This is a genomic window from Rhizobium sp. NPDC092011, assembly GCF_044756305.1.
In the GTDB taxonomy this organism is placed as follows: Bacteria; Pseudomonadota; Alphaproteobacteria; order Rhizobiales; family Rhizobiaceae; genus Rhizobium.
In genome coordinates, this window is record NZ_JBIVSO010000001.1 from 714,843 (window position 1) to 728,183 (window position 13,341).

Sequence of the window (13,341 nt, forward strand, 5' to 3'; positions counted from 1 at the left end):
AGATGGTGCCCATACAATCAGCATTCCTTAGTGGTTCCTATTTGGAATTGCCGGTTGCAGAAAGTTGCCCGCTTTTTATGTGGCTGTCATATGCCTTTTATATGGGGGAAGGGGAAGTAACCAAGACGCGGGGGTATTCAATGCGTAAACTTCTTCTTTCGATGGTGTCGGCAACTGCTTTGGCTGGGGCCGCCAATGCAGCGACGGTCTATCCGTTGGACCGGGCAACGGTACTTGTGGGATCACCTTTCGATTTCAAGGTTGAATTCAGCAAGGTCGTCAAGCCGGAAGACGTAAAGGTCACGATCAACGGCGAGAGCTACGACGCCGTATTCGGCAAGGCCGCCGATTTCGTCGCCGAGGAAAAGGGTGCCGAAGACAAGGTTCTTGGATCTGCACTCATCCTGCGCGGCATCAAGCTTGGCAAGCCCGGTCAGTACAAGGTCGAGGTTGCGGCTGGCGACGAGAAGAAATCGGTCAACTGGGAAGTCTACGGCACGTCGGCCGCTCCCAAGGCCAAGAACATCATCTTCCTGCTCGGCGACGGTCTCTCGGTTGCACATCGCACCGGCGCCCGCATCATGTCCAAGGGCATGACCGAGGGCAAGGCCAACGGCCGTCTCGCCATGGACGACGTTCCGCCGGTCGCCTTCATCGGCACCTCTTCGACTTCCGCCATCGCGACCGACAGCGCCAACACCATGTCGGCCTACATGACCGGCCACAAGTCCGCCGTGAACGCGCTCGGTGTTTACGCCGACCGTACGCCGGCAAGCCTCGACGATCCGAAGGTCGAAACCATCGGTGAAGCCCTGCGCCGCACCGGCAAGAAGTCGCTCGGCATCGTGACAACAGCCGAAGTCGAAGACGCAACGCCGGCAGCGCTCGTCTCCCACACCCGCAAGCGCGGCGACAAGGCCGAGATCGTCGGCATGATGTACGACGTCAAGCCGGATGTCCTGCTCGGCGGCGGCTCGGCCTATTTCCTGGCCAAGAGCGTACCCGGTTCGAAGCGCAAGGACGACAAGGACTATATCGCGCTCTTCAAGGATGCCGGCTATGCCGTTGCCACCGACAAGAACGAACTGGCTGCCGCTGCCGGCTCCAACCAGGACAAGCTGCTCGGCTTGTTCCACACCGGCAACCTCGACGTCACGCTCGACCGAGAGTTCCTCAAGAAGGGCACCGTCGACAAGTTCCCGAACCAGCCCGGTCTTGTCGAAATGACCAAGGTCGCGCTCGACAAGCTCGCCAAGAACCCGGAAGGCTTCTTCCTGATGGTCGAAGGCGCCTCCATCGACAAGATGAGCCATCCGCTCGATTGGGATCGCGCTCTGGTCGATACGATCGAGTTCGACAAGGCTGTTGCCGTTGCCCGTGAATTCCAGGCCAAGAACCCGGATACGCTCATCGTCGTCACCGGCGACCATACCCATGGCGTCTCGATCATCGGTACCGTCGACGACAATAAGCCGGGTACGGAAATGCGCGAAAAGGTCGGCACCTATGCTGCTGCCGGCTTCCCGAACTACGAAGACAAGGATGGCGATGGCTATCCGGATCGCGTCGACGTTTCCCGGCGTCTGTTCATGGCCGCCAACAACGGTCCAGATCATTACGAGACCTTCCGTCCGAAGCTCGACGGTCCGTTCGTCCCGGCGATCCAGAACGAGAAGAAGGAATATGTCGCCAACGAAGCCTACAAGGACGTACCTGGCGCCGTCTTCGTTCAGGGCAACATTCCGAAGGATGAAGACAGTGGCGTTCATGCCGTAGACGATATCGTTCTGCAGGCCGCAGGCCCGGGCGCGGAAGGCTTCCGCGGCTACATGGAACAGAGCGACGTCTACAAGGTACTGGCCGATGCCTTCGCACTCGGCACCGAGACGAAGATGTAAGCCTGCCGATACCAGCGAATTGGGACAGGCGGCGCAAAGCCGCCTGTCCCTGCATATTTTATGGGGGTTCTCATGTTTGAGAGAAAGACCGCAAACATCAGCCGCCGGGCACTGCTGACGGCCGCTGCCGTGCTGCCCATGGTTGGCGTTGCCACTCGGACAAGTGCCGCTGAAAGGCTCGGATTCGGTGAACTTTACAAGAGTTTCGGTCCGCTCGGCCTCGAATTTTCCGATAAGGTGAAGCAGCTGAACGGCAAGGATGTCGCGATCAACGGCTTCATGGCGCCGCCCTTGAAGGCAGAGGCTGCTTTCTTCGTCCTGACGGAAATCCCGATGTCGCTCTGCCCGTTCTGCTCGTCCGATGCCGATTGGCCTGACAATATCATGGTGGTCTATCTCTCCTCCAAGCAGACTTTCGTGCAATACAATGCGCCGATCGTGGCGCGGGGCGTATTGGAGTTCGGTTCCTGGACGGATCCCGAGACCGGCTTCATCAGCCAATTGCGTCTCCGAGACGCATCCTTCAAGACGGCCTGACGCGATGCTTGCGCTCGATATTTCTGGTCTTGAAATGCGGTTTCCAGGCCTGGCCGCACCGGTGCTATCAATCGAACGATTCCATCTGCCGGCCGGAAATCGGCTTGCGATTACCGGCGCTTCGGGTTCCGGAAAGAGCACTTTCGTCAATGCCATCACCGGCCTTGAGACAATCATACGCGGGAATATCAGCTGGAGCGGTCATGACATGACGCGTCTCTCTTCTGGAAAGCGCGATGCGTTCCGCGCCCGCAACATCGGCCTCGTCATGCAGGATTTTCATTTGTTCCCGGGCCTGTCCGCCTTCGAGAATGTAGTGCTTCCGGTTCGCCTCTCCCGCCGTCTGACACCGGCCGAGCGTGACCGTGCGTCCTACCTGCTCACGGCAACCGGCATTGGCCGTCCGCGGCAGGGGATCGAAACCATGTCGCGAGGTGAAATGCAGCGCGTTGCGGTAGCCCGCGCCCTTCTGCAGCGGCCGGGTGTCGTGATTGCGGACGAGCCGACGGCGAGCCTTGATCGTCAGGCGGGGAATGAGGTTGCCGAGCTCTTGCTGAAGCTTGCCGCCGAAGAGGGAACGACGCTCATCGTCGTGACACATGATGCCGCGCTTGCCGAGCGTCTCGGACGCCGGATCAAACTCACCAGCGGCCGCATTGAGGAAGATAGCCTAGAGGTCGCCGCGCAATGATTTCTTTCATCCTCGCCGATCTTCGTCGCTTCTGGAGCGGGGCACTTGCCGTCGTGGTGCTCATCGCGCTCTCGATTGCCCTGAGCGTTACGGTTACTCTTCAGGAGCGTGCCGTCCGTCTCGGCAGCGCGCGCGCCGCCGAGAAATTCGATCTGCTTGTCGGCGCGGCCGGGAGCGAGACCCAGCTGGCGCTCTCTGCCGTGTTTCTGCAGCCTGCGCCATTGCCGCTGATGGAGGGCGCCATTCTTGCGCGCCTCGCCGGCGATCCGCGTGTCGAGCTGGCGGCGCCCGTCGGTTTCGGCGATTCCGCCTATGGCTTCCCGATCGTCGGCACCACGACAAGCCTGATTTCATCGCTTTCACCGTCTCTGGCGCAGGGCTTGCTTTTCGCGCGTCTCGGCGAGGCGGTCGTCGGTTCGGATGTTACCTCGTCGGTGGGGGCGGAAATCAAGCCGATGCACGGCACGGCCGAGACCGGCGGCGAGACTCATACTGCGATTGCCTATAGGGTTACGGGTCGCATGGCGCCGACAGGCACCGCCTGGGATCGGGCGATACTCGTGCCGATCCGCGCCGTCTGGCAATTGCACGGCATGCATGCGCAAGAGCATCATGATCATGATGGCGATGAAGTCGAGCCGCATGGAGCCGGAGATCAAGGTCATGACCATGATCATGCGCATGGCCATGTGGATGCCGATGCACCGCTCGACGAGCATTTCGATGCGCAGACGCCCGGAGTGCCGGCCGTACTCGTCAAACCCAAAACGATCGCCGACGCTTATCGTCTTCGGCAGGAATATCGAACGGGAGCAACGCTCGGTGTCTTCCCCGGCGAAGTGCTGACGAGGCTCTACGCGACGCTGGGCGATGCCCGCAGCCTGTTGCTGGCAATCGCGCTTGGCACGCAGGGGATTGTCATCGCCGCCATCGTACTGGTCACGGTCATGCATGTCGGTTCACGGCGGCGGCAGATCGGCGCGTTGCGCGCGCTCGGGACGCCTGTCCGTGCGATTGTAGGAATCGTCTGGGGCGAACTGTTCATCCTGTTTGCGGCGGGCATCGCGCTCGGCATTGCGCTCGGCTACGCAGCAGCACTGGTTATCTCGGCGCGGCTGGCTGCCTCGACTGCTGTCCACTTGCCGGTCGGCTTTGCGCTCGACGATGCGTGGCTCATTGGTGGGTTTTTGGCCGTTGCCGCATTGATCTCCGTTGTGCCTGCATTCAGTGCCTTGCGCTCAAGTCCTGCGGCTGCGTTGCGTGCCTAAGGTTGCATGTGCTCGCGAGGCTGCGGTTTGTCGAGGAGCATGAAGCGAAACTGGATTGCAAAACTCCTCTTTATTGACTAAAGCCATTTCGCGCATCTGATGGAGGATCCCGCGATGGCGAACAGCGCCCGTAAAATCGTATCAATTTTCGGTCTGCTCGCTGTAATGGCAGCCAACTCCGCTGCGGCGGAGGATGCGAAAACCGTTTCAGTGACGGATGATCGTGGCGTCAAGGTCGAAGTGCCAGCGCAGCCGAAACGGATCGCCGCAATTTCCTATTTTGCTGACGACGTCGCACTAGCTCTCGGCATCAAGCCGGTCGCAAGCACCTATATGACCGCTGGCCGGCAGCCGGATTTTCTTCTCGGCCTGACCGCGCAAATGGCGCAGATCGGCCAACGCGCCAAGCCCAATCTGGAGCTGCTGTCGCAGGCCAAACCAGATCTCATCGTGGCGATCCGCCGCTACACGGTCGGCAACGCGCCGCAGCTGGAAAAGATAGCACCCTATCTCGCCTACAACATGGAACTCCTGACCGAGAGCGACAAGGAAATCGCGGAATTCGCAAAGATCCTCGGCAAGCCGGAGCGGGGGTTGCAGCTCAACGCCGATTTCCACAAGCACCTCGACGAGATCGCCGCCAAGGTGCCGAAGACCGTGCATCCGCGCTTTGCAATCATGTGGGGCGGCGAGACGCCTTTCGCTTTCCATACGGAAAATACAGCCGCTTCCATCCTTGCTGCCATCGGTGGCGATAACATCGCCGGACCGAAGACGCCGGGCGGCCCTTTCGGGATCGATTTGAGCCTGGAAACCATGCTCGAGAAGGATCCGGAGGTCTTGTTCATCTACGATTCCGGTCCGGATCGTCCGCATGAGAACAACCCGATCTGGCAAGAACTCACCGCCGTCAAGAACAAGAGGGTCTTTTACGTTGGGGATCAGTGGGTCGAGACCAACGGGCCGATCGCTCGCGAGATCGTTCTGCGCGAGGCCGCGCACTATCTCTATCCCGATGCTTTTCCGGCCGTTGATGTGAGGGCGGAAGCCGCCAAGATCATTCCGGCCGACATCCAGAAGTAAATGCCTCGGGCCGTGGCCACGATGGATGCGCGCAGATCACTGGCGGTGATCGCGCTTCTTGTTGCCGCGACCTTGCTCACGCTCTTCATCGGGCTGCTGCCCGGCGCGAAAGTCCTGACGGTTTCGGATGCCATCCGCGTCCTTCTAAACCCGGATGGCAAGGTCGATTCCATTCTCGTCTGGACGCTGCGGCTGCCGCGAAGTCTCGCGGCTGCGGTTGCAGGTGCCGGGCTTGCTGTCTCCGGCTATCTGCTGCAAACGCTGACGCGAAATCCGCTCGCAGATCCGGGGATCACGGGCGTCACCGCCGGTGCGATCACACCGATCGTCTGCTGCTTCGTTTTCCTCCCTTGGCTGTCACCTGCCTACTACCCATTCATCGGCCTTGCAGGAGGCCTGGCTGCGGCGGCCGTTACCTTCTGGGTCTCAAAGGGTGGGCAAGGGCGACCTCTGCATTTGGCGCTTGGCGGCGTCAGCGTCTCGTTGTTTCTCGGCGCCATCACGATCTATGTATTGCTGCTGACAGGGCCGCAATCGACATCTCTTCTCTTCTGGCTCTCCGGCGGCTTTCAGGGACGCTCCTGGTCGCATCTTGGCTACATGTTCCCCTGGGTCGTCGTCGGCGTGGCGGGCGCATTGGTGCTTCATCGCGTGGTCGGCATGTTCGCGCTCAGCGACCATGCGGCAGCCGGCATGGGCGTACAACTCAACCTCTGGAAACCCGTGATGCTCGTGCTCGGCGTCTGTCCCGTCGCCGGTGTCGCGCCCGTCGCGGGACCGGTCGCCTTCGTCGGGCTGGCGGCGCCACATATTGCGCGGCTGTTGAAGCCGCGTGGCGCAGCCTGGGAAATCGCGCTTTGCGCCGCCATCGGAGCGTTGATCGTGACGATCGCCGACCTTATCGCCCGTACGATTGCCATTCCGAAGGAGCTTCCGGTCGGCATCATCACGGGGTTGATTGGCGGCCCCGTTTTCATTTACCTCATTCAGCGCGGCCGCCTGCAATTTCGGGGGAATGGTCTATGACGGTAGATACTCCCGCCATTCATCTGCCGCGAAGAGGCACGTTGCCGATCGTACTGGTCCTTGCGCTTCTCTCCCTAATTGCCTCGATATTCCTCGGCGTTGTCGATCTGCCTGTCGCCGATGTGCTTGCTGTCTTGAGCGGCAAGGGTTCGCCCGAGGCGCAGTCGATCATTCTGGATATCCGGCTGCCGCGCATCGTCACCGGCATTCTCGCAGGTATTCAGTTCGGCATCGCCGGTTTGCTGCTTCAGACGATCACGCGGAACCCGCTCGCCGACCCCTCGCTGATGGGTGTCTCGCAGGGCGCGACGCTGACCGTCACGCTGTTTCTGCTCTTCACGGTTTATATCTTCAATCCCGGCGAGAATACGGTGGCGGAGCTGCCGATCGCTTGGCTCCCCATCGCCGGCCTTGCCGGTGGGATGATCGCCGGAGGCATCATCTACACGCTTGCCTTCCGACTGGAGCTTAGCCCGCTACGTATCACGCTTTGCGGCGTCGCCATCGGCGCGGTCCTGCATGCGCTTGCCGTCGGCCTTATCGCCGGCTGGGGATCGGCCCGCATCGAGATCATTCTCGAATGGCTTTCGGGCAGTCTTTACGCGCGCACTTGGGATCATGCCCTGTTTCTCCTGCCATTTACGATCGCGGGTCTCCTTCTCCTGCCGCTGATCTATCGCCCTCTGGTTATGCTGCAATTCGATGCGCAGGTTGCGCGCTCCTTCGGGCTTGCCTATCGGCGGCAGTTTTCCGTCGTGCTCTTGGTTTCCTGCGCGCTTGCGGCCAGTGCCGTCGGTGCCGTCGGTCCAATCGTCTTTGTCGGGCTGGTCGTTCCGCACCTGGCGCGCTTCCTCGCTGGCCGGCACTTCCCACTGGTTCTGCCTTTGACTGCCGTCCTCGGCGCGATTTTCGTGACGCTGGGTGATCTGATCGGTCGCCTCGTCGGTCAGGCGGAAGAGGTGCCGATCGGGGTCGTCACCGCAATTGTCGGCGTGCCCGTGCTGCTTGCCCTCCTAAGAAGAATCCCCTGAGATCGCCATGCCGCTTTCCTGTTCGCAACTCTCCGTTTTCTATGGTCGTCGCAAAGCTCTCGACGACTTCAGCCTTTCCATGAAGCCAGGCGAAATCCGGGCGCTGATCGGCCCGAACGGATCAGGCAAGAGCACCGCCCTGCAGGCGCTTGCCGGCCTGATTGCTCCGGCGGAGGGACAGGTGACGATCGAAGGGGGCTCGGTCGCAACCATGTCGCGGCGCGCGATCGCCAAGAAGCTCGCCTTCCTGCCGCAGCAACCATCGGCACCCGATGAGATGACGATTGCGCAGTTGGTGCGGCAGGGTCGCTTCGCCCATGTCGGACTGTTCCGCAGCTATGATCGCCGGGATGAAGAGGCGATTGATTGGGCGCTGGAAAGTACGGGGCTCTCAAGCCTTGCCGACCGAACGCTGCGGGAACTTTCCGGCGGCGAGCGGCAGCGGGCCTGGATCTCCGCCGCACTTGCGCAGGAAGCCGGCATATTGCTGCTCGACGAGCCGACCTCGTTTCTCGATATCGGCTATCAAGTCGAGGTGCTCGATCTCGTCCATCGCTTGAGCCGGGAGAGGGGTGTCACCGTCATCATGGCGATCCACGATATCAATCAGGCGATTGCCGTCAGCGATCGCATCTCGCTGCTGGAAAAGGGCGAACTTCGCTTCGACGGCGAGCCGAGAGCGCTCGCCGAAAGCGGGCTGATCGAAAAGACCTTCCGGGTAAAGGGGCGGTTTGTCCAGGTGAGCCCCGACGCGCCGCCGCATTTCGATGTCGAGCTGACGCGGCTCAACCAGCCATTGGCTTGACGAGCCGGAAGACGATTTTGGTCTGCGTGTAATAGTCGAGCGCATCTGCGAAGTCGGGCGTCCAGCCATCTTCGACGAAAGGTATGAAGCCGTCATACTCAAGCTTGCGGCCGGAGACTGCGAAGCCTGCCTTGGCAAAGGCGCGACCGTAATCGGAAATCGAGCGATCCTGTACGACGGTGTTCGTGCGCTTGGCAACGAGATCGCGCCACTTCGGCCAAAGCGGATTGTCCGTATGGCAGCCGGTGACGGCATAATAGACGCCGCCGGGCTTCAATGCCTTCCAGATATCCGCGGCGTGCGCATCGATATCCTCGACGAGATAGATGACCTCGTGGCTGATCGCGAGATCGAACTCTTCCATCCAGCCATCGAGCGTTCCACTCACGGCATGCTGGACCGGCAGATTGCCCTTGAAGGCTTCCGCCTTGGCGATCGATTGCTCGGCGATGTCGATGCCAAGGGCCTTGTGAAAGGGTCTGATCGCATAGAGATGACGCAGAAGCCCCCCCTGATTGCAGCCGAAATCGACCACGCTCTTGGCGGTGAGATCGCGCTCGGCGATCAGGTCGATCAGATGTCTCCAGATCGGCGCATGACCATCCGACATTCTGTCCTCGGCGTCCGGATCCACATACCAGGTGGCAATCGTCTTCTGGCCTTCTTGGCTCATCAGTTTTCTCTCCAGGCTAAGCAAACCGTGCCCTGTCTTTAAAGCGGAGTCCGAGCCGTGACTAGGTTTTGAAACCCAAAAGCCGTGCCGATAGAAGATTTTATCCGCGGCGGTTGGGCCAGCAGTGAAGCTCCGCGGTCAATGCAAACGCTCTCCGTTCGATGGATCGAACAGATGCGTTTTTGCCGGATCGATCCTGAGCTGGATCGGCTGACCGGCTGATACGGGCGGGCGATCCCTGACGGCAGCCACGATCGATTGACCGCCGGCCTGCAATTGCAGATGCGTCTCCGAACCCGTCGGCTCGATGATGATCACCTTGGCCTGCACGCCAGCGTCGTCGATGGCAATATGTTCCGGGCGGATGCCGAGTTGGAGGGATCGTCCGAGATGGCGGCGGGCGCTTTCTCGCAGCGGCCAATGCAGGTTTTCTGCGTCCTCCAGTCCAAGAGTTCCGTTTCGGTCGGTTACGATGCCGTCTATGAAGTTCATCGAAGGCGATCCGATAAAGCCGGCGACGAAGCTGTTGGTCGGTGCGTCGTAGATATCAAGCGGCGAGCCGATCTGTTCGATATGGCCGCCGCGCATGACGACGATGCGGTCGGCCATGGTCATAGCCTCCATCTGGTCGTGCGTCACATAGACCATGGTGGTTCCCAACCGCTGGTGAAGTGTCTTGATCTCGGTACGCATCTGTACCCGCAGTTTTGCATCGAGATTGGACAACGGCTCGTCGAAGAGGAAGACGGCGGGGTTGCGAACGATGGCGCGCCCCATCGCCACGCGCTGGCGCTGCCCGCCGGACAATTGCCGGGGATAGCGGTCGAGAAGAGCGGCGAGATCGAGGATCGCGGCGGCATCGTTGACCTTCTGCTCGATCTCCTGGCGGCTGCGGCGAGCAAGCTTCAGCGAAAAAGCCATGTTGTCACGCACGGTCATGTGCGGATAGAGCGCATAGGACTGGAACACCATGGCGATGTCCCGCTCATTGGGTTCGAGATCGTTGACGATGCGATCGCCGATTTCGATCTCGCCGTCGCTGATGCTTTCAAGCCCGGCGATCATGCGCAGCAAGGTGGATTTGCCGCAGCCAGAAGGTCCGACGAGCACGACGAATTCGCCATCCTGTGCTGCGACGGAGACGCCATGCAGCACTTCGAGTGCGCCGTAGCGTTTGATGGCGTTGCGAATGGTCAATTTCGCCATGGATCTCTCCCGAAAGTGTCGGCCGGTGCTTCAGCGCCCGCCCATGCCCGCATTGAGGGCGATGCTGTTGTAGATGAGCTTCTGCAGGATGATCGCGAGGAATATCCCTGGAAGCATGGAAAGGGTGGCGCCGGCCATCAGGTAGTTCCACTGCGTTCCCTGTTGCGTCTGGAACAGGGTGAGGCCGACGGGCAGGGTGGCATTGTCGGCACCGGTCATGACGATCAGCGGCCAGAGGAAGTTGTTCCACTGCCCGATGAAGGTGAAGAGCGATAGAAGGCCGATCGCCGGCGTGGACAGCGGCACGATGATGCTGATGAGGATGCGCAGGCGCGAGGCGCCGTCGATCCTTGCTGCTTCCTCCAGCTCCATGGGAATGGAGAGGAAGAACTGCCGCATCAGGAATGCGCCGAAGGTGCCGAAGGCGACAGGCAGGATCACGCCGGGGAAGGTGTTGACGAGGCCAAGTTTGTTGACGATCAGAAACAGCGGAATGATGAGCATCTGCGGCGGCACCATCAGCGTGCCGATGTAACCGAGCAGCAGCGTGTCGCGTCCTCTGAATTTCAGCCGCGCGAAGGCATAGCCGGAGAGACAGGAAACGACGACGGTGATCGCCGTCACGCAGACGGCGATGACGGCGCTGTTGAGGAAGAAGCGGCCGAAGGGCAGCCGGGTCCAGGCGGCGGCAAAATTGCCCCATTCGAAGACCTCGGGGAGAATGCGTACCGGTATCGCCGTTACCTCGGCATTCGAGCGTACTGCGTTCGAAACCATCCAGAAGAAGGGAAACAGGAAGGCGATTGCGACGAGCGCGATTGCCAGGTGATTGATGACTTCAAGCGCCAGCTTCCGGCGCGCTTTGGCTTCGGATTTAAGCGTCATAATGCACCCATTTGCGCTGGAACCAGAATTGCAGGGCTGTCAGCACCATGATCAGCGCGAACATCACCCAGGCGATCGACGAGGCATAGCCCATCTGGAAGTTCTGAAAGCCGCGTTGGTAGATGGCGTAGCCGAGCGTCGCGGTCGACGATCCCGGGCCGCCCTTGGTCATGACGAAAATCTGGTCGAAGACCTGCAACGAGGTGATCGCCGTCATGACGGTGCCGAAGAACAGCGTCGGCGAGATCAGCGGCAGGCGGATTTTCCAGAAACGGTCCCAGGCCGTTGCGCCATCGATGCGTGCGGCCTCCAGATAGGTTGCCGGCACCATGTCGAGAGCGGCGTTGAAGAGAACCGTATTATAGCCGACACCGGCCCAGAGCGATGTCAGAACGACCGCCTGCATCGCGAGCGTGCGATCGTTGAGAATGCCTGCAAAGGGTATCGACAGAGCAGCCATCAAGCTGTCGAAAAGACCGCCGCTCGTGAAGATCAGCATCCAGACCATGGCAACGGCGATGAGCGGGGTGAAGGTCGGAAGAAAGAAGATCACGCGGAACCAGCGCTGTCCGATCTTCAGGCTTGAGATCCAGGTCGCCAGACCGAGTGAGATGATGATGTTTAGCACCAGATATTCGACGGTGAAGAAGATCGTGTTGCGCATGACCGTCCAGAATTGCGGGTCGGCCGTAAACAGGCGCACATAGTTGGAAAGGCCAATGAAGCGCGGCGTGCCGAGCAGCTGCCAATTGGTGAAGCTGAGCGCGATCGAAGCAAGGATCGGCAGGACGAGGAACAGGATGATGCCGATCAAGCTCGGCAGCAGGAAGAACAAGGCGGTCCATCCCTCGCCTCGGAACCATTTGCGCGAACGTGGCCTTGATCTTGCAATCATATCGGTATGTTTGCCCAGCATCATGGGCCTCTCCTTTCCGGCGATGGCGCTGCGGTCGAGCAACTGAGCCCGGCCGCAGGCCGGCGAGATGCCCGGTCTATGGAAGCTGGCTTTGAATGTCGCTGAGCACGCCTGCGGGTTTGGAGTCTCCCGTCAGCGCCAGCGGTACATATTGCATCACCAGATTTTCGAACTGGTTCCATTTCTCGTTGATACGGAACGGTGTGGTGTGGGCGAACATATATTCCAGCGTGTCGCGCGTACCGGCGACATTCTTGGCAGCGCCGTCATACCAGGACGTCTGCTGTGCGAGCCGTGCCGGCAGCGCGCGTCCGGCAGCGCCGAGGATTTCGGCTGCCTTCGGACCAGTCAGCACCTGTAGCGCCTTGAAGGCGGCATCCTTGTGCTGGCTGGTGGCGGAAATGCCCCAGCCGGAACAGGCGGTGAGGAAACGCGAGGGTCCCGTTCCGCGCGGCAGCGGCGCGATGCCGATCTTGAAATTGACGTTGGCTTGCCCGGTAATCAACGACCATGGGCCGTCAATATACATGGCGACATTGCCGGAGGCGAAGCGGCCGCTTGCGGCGGAGGCGTCGGCGGCGGAAGCAAAGACGGGCGAGAGTTTGTCCTTGGAGGTGAGATCGGCATATTTGCTGAACGCATCGACAAATCCGGCATTGGTGAGGTCGAATTCGTTATCGGCATTGAAATAGTCGGCACCTAGCGCGACGGGGCCTGCAATGAAATCGAAGGCCTGGGTGCCGTAACCATAGGTTCCATCTTTGGTCAGCGCCTTGGCGTCGGCCTTGAAGTCGTCGAAGGTCCAATCCTTGGCGGGTTCTTTCAGCCCGGCGGCGGTGAATTTGTCGCGGTTGTAGAAGACCATCCACGGGCCGACGTCATAGGGCAGGGCATAGAGTTTACCATCACGGGACAGCCCGGCCATAATCGACGTTTCGAAGTCGGCGATCTTTACGTCGCTCTTTTTCACATAGTCGTCGAGCGGTGTCAGGATAGAGTAGAAATTCGGTATGCGCATCGACTGCATCGAGACGATATCGGCAACTTCTCCCGAAGCCGCCAGGACCGGCAGGCGCGTCCAATAGTCCGTCCAGCCGGAGAGCTGCAGCTTGACCTTGATGTCGGGATATTGCTGCGTGACCAGGTCCGCCAGCTGCTGCCAGAGCTCCGCGTCGTTCGGCGCTCCCCACATCTGCCAGGTCAGGGTCACAGGAGCATCCTGCGCCTGCGCCTGCGCGCCGATGCCGGATAGCGAACTCGCCGCAAGGGCGGCGGCGAAAATCAATGAACGCTTCATGATGGTTCCTCCTCCTGAATGACTT

At 60.5% G+C, this 13,341-nt stretch carries 13 protein-coding genes; 8 read left to right on the forward strand and 5 right to left on the reverse strand.

Annotation, left to right across the window (positions count from 1 at the left end):
* Window positions 1-140 precede the first annotated feature (140 nt).
* The 8 genes from ACIQJ2_RS03480 to ACIQJ2_RS03515 all read left to right on the forward strand — a co-directional run bounded on the left by ACIQJ2_RS03480 (window position 141) and on the right by ACIQJ2_RS03515 (window position 8,339).
* Window positions 141-1,898 carry an alkaline phosphatase gene (locus ACIQJ2_RS03480; protein WP_400665687.1) on the forward strand — a complete coding sequence of 586 codons (1,758 nt, stop codon included), beginning with the start codon at window positions 141-143 and terminating at the stop codon, window positions 1,896-1,898.
* Between the two features lie 72 nt (window positions 1,899-1,970).
* Entirely contained in the window at window positions 1,971-2,435 is a 465-nt protein-coding gene (locus tag ACIQJ2_RS03485; protein ID WP_400665685.1) for a hypothetical protein, read from the forward strand.
* Between the two features lie 4 nt (window positions 2,436-2,439).
* Window positions 2,440-3,126: an ABC transporter ATP-binding protein gene (locus ACIQJ2_RS03490; RefSeq protein WP_400665683.1), complete on the forward strand. Its 687-nt coding sequence runs from the start codon at window positions 2,440-2,442 to the stop codon at window positions 3,124-3,126.
* The gene (locus ACIQJ2_RS03495; RefSeq protein WP_400665681.1) at window positions 3,123-4,394 is read left to right on the forward strand and encodes an ABC transporter permease; all 1,272 of its coding nucleotides are present in this window, start codon (window positions 3,123-3,125) and stop codon (window positions 4,392-4,394) included. The genes ACIQJ2_RS03490 and ACIQJ2_RS03495 overlap by 4 nt, the downstream gene beginning before the upstream one ends.
* A gap of 114 nt (window positions 4,395-4,508) precedes the next feature.
* Window positions 4,509-5,477 (forward strand): ABC transporter substrate-binding protein, encoded by a 969-nt coding sequence (locus ACIQJ2_RS03500; RefSeq protein WP_199146601.1) that lies wholly within the window; start codon window positions 4,509-4,511, stop codon window positions 5,475-5,477.
* A complete protein-coding gene (locus ACIQJ2_RS03505) occupies window positions 5,478-6,503 on the forward strand; it encodes a FecCD family ABC transporter permease (protein ID WP_400665679.1) in 1,026 nt (341 codons plus the stop codon).
* Window positions 6,500-7,534 carry a FecCD family ABC transporter permease gene (locus tag ACIQJ2_RS03510; protein ID WP_400665677.1) on the forward strand — a complete coding sequence of 345 codons (1,035 nt, stop codon included), beginning with the start codon at window positions 6,500-6,502 and terminating at the stop codon, window positions 7,532-7,534. The genes ACIQJ2_RS03505 and ACIQJ2_RS03510 overlap by 4 nt, the downstream gene beginning before the upstream one ends.
* 7 nt (window positions 7,535-7,541) lie before the next feature.
* Complete coding sequence (locus tag ACIQJ2_RS03515; protein WP_400665675.1) at window positions 7,542-8,339, forward strand: ABC transporter ATP-binding protein; 798 nt, start codon at window positions 7,542-7,544, stop codon at window positions 8,337-8,339.
* Here the strand turns inward: ACIQJ2_RS03515 and ACIQJ2_RS03520 are convergent.
* The 5 genes from ACIQJ2_RS03520 to ACIQJ2_RS03540 all read right to left on the reverse strand — a co-directional run bounded on the left by ACIQJ2_RS03520 (window position 8,320) and on the right by ACIQJ2_RS03540 (window position 13,316).
* Entirely contained in the window at window positions 8,320-9,012 is a 693-nt protein-coding gene (locus ACIQJ2_RS03520; protein WP_400665673.1) for a class I SAM-dependent methyltransferase, read from the reverse strand. The genes ACIQJ2_RS03515 and ACIQJ2_RS03520 overlap by 20 nt on opposite strands.
* 138 nt (window positions 9,013-9,150) lie before the next feature.
* Window positions 9,151-10,218, reverse strand: a complete 1,068-nt coding sequence (locus ACIQJ2_RS03525; protein WP_400665671.1) for an ABC transporter ATP-binding protein — start codon at window positions 10,216-10,218, stop codon at window positions 9,151-9,153.
* Between the two features lie 30 nt (window positions 10,219-10,248).
* Window positions 10,249-11,103 (reverse strand): carbohydrate ABC transporter permease, encoded by an 855-nt coding sequence (locus ACIQJ2_RS03530; protein WP_400665669.1) that lies wholly within the window; start codon window positions 11,101-11,103, stop codon window positions 10,249-10,251.
* A complete protein-coding gene (locus tag ACIQJ2_RS03535; protein WP_400666808.1) occupies window positions 11,093-11,998 on the reverse strand; it encodes a carbohydrate ABC transporter permease in 906 nt (301 codons plus the stop codon). Before ACIQJ2_RS03535 ends, ACIQJ2_RS03530 begins: the two co-directional genes overlap by 11 nt.
* A gap of 97 nt (window positions 11,999-12,095) precedes the next feature.
* Entirely contained in the window at window positions 12,096-13,316 is a 1,221-nt protein-coding gene (locus ACIQJ2_RS03540) for an ABC transporter substrate-binding protein (RefSeq protein ID WP_400665667.1), read from the reverse strand.
* Between the last annotated feature and the right edge of the window lie 25 nt (window positions 13,317-13,341).

What these genes read in the sequence shown, in the direction of transcription:
- ACIQJ2_RS03480 (WP_400665687.1), top strand. Translation starts at nt 141, where the DNA reads ATGCGTAAACTTCTTCTTTCGATGGTGTCGGCAACTGCTTTGGCTGGG.
- ACIQJ2_RS03485 (WP_400665685.1), top strand. Translation starts at nt 1,971, where the DNA reads ATGTTTGAGAGAAAGACCGCAAACATCAGCCGCCGGGCACTGCTGACG.
- ACIQJ2_RS03490 (WP_400665683.1), top strand. Translation starts at nt 2,440, where the DNA reads ATGCTTGCGCTCGATATTTCTGGTCTTGAAATGCGGTTTCCAGGCCTG.
- ACIQJ2_RS03495 (WP_400665681.1), top strand. Translation starts at nt 3,123, where the DNA reads ATGATTTCTTTCATCCTCGCCGATCTTCGTCGCTTCTGGAGCGGGGCA.
- ACIQJ2_RS03500 (WP_199146601.1), top strand. Translation starts at nt 4,509, where the DNA reads ATGGCGAACAGCGCCCGTAAAATCGTATCAATTTTCGGTCTGCTCGCT.
- ACIQJ2_RS03505 (WP_400665679.1), top strand. Translation starts at nt 5,478, where the DNA reads ATGCCTCGGGCCGTGGCCACGATGGATGCGCGCAGATCACTGGCGGTG.
- ACIQJ2_RS03510 (WP_400665677.1), top strand. Translation starts at nt 6,500, where the DNA reads ATGACGGTAGATACTCCCGCCATTCATCTGCCGCGAAGAGGCACGTTG.
- ACIQJ2_RS03515 (WP_400665675.1), top strand. Translation starts at nt 7,542, where the DNA reads ATGCCGCTTTCCTGTTCGCAACTCTCCGTTTTCTATGGTCGTCGCAAA.
- ACIQJ2_RS03520 (WP_400665673.1), bottom strand. Translation starts at nt 9,012, where the DNA reads ATGAGCCAAGAAGGCCAGAAGACGATTGCCACCTGGTATGTGGATCCG.
- ACIQJ2_RS03525 (WP_400665671.1), bottom strand. Translation starts at nt 10,218, where the DNA reads ATGGCGAAATTGACCATTCGCAACGCCATCAAACGCTACGGCGCACTC.
- ACIQJ2_RS03530 (WP_400665669.1), bottom strand. Translation starts at nt 11,103, where the DNA reads ATGACGCTTAAATCCGAAGCCAAAGCGCGCCGGAAGCTGGCGCTTGAA.
- ACIQJ2_RS03535 (WP_400666808.1), bottom strand. Translation starts at nt 11,998, where the DNA reads ATGATTGCAAGATCAAGGCCACGTTCGCGCAAATGGTTCCGAGGCGAG.
- ACIQJ2_RS03540 (WP_400665667.1), bottom strand. Translation starts at nt 13,316, where the DNA reads ATGAAGCGTTCATTGATTTTCGCCGCCGCCCTTGCGGCGAGTTCGCTA.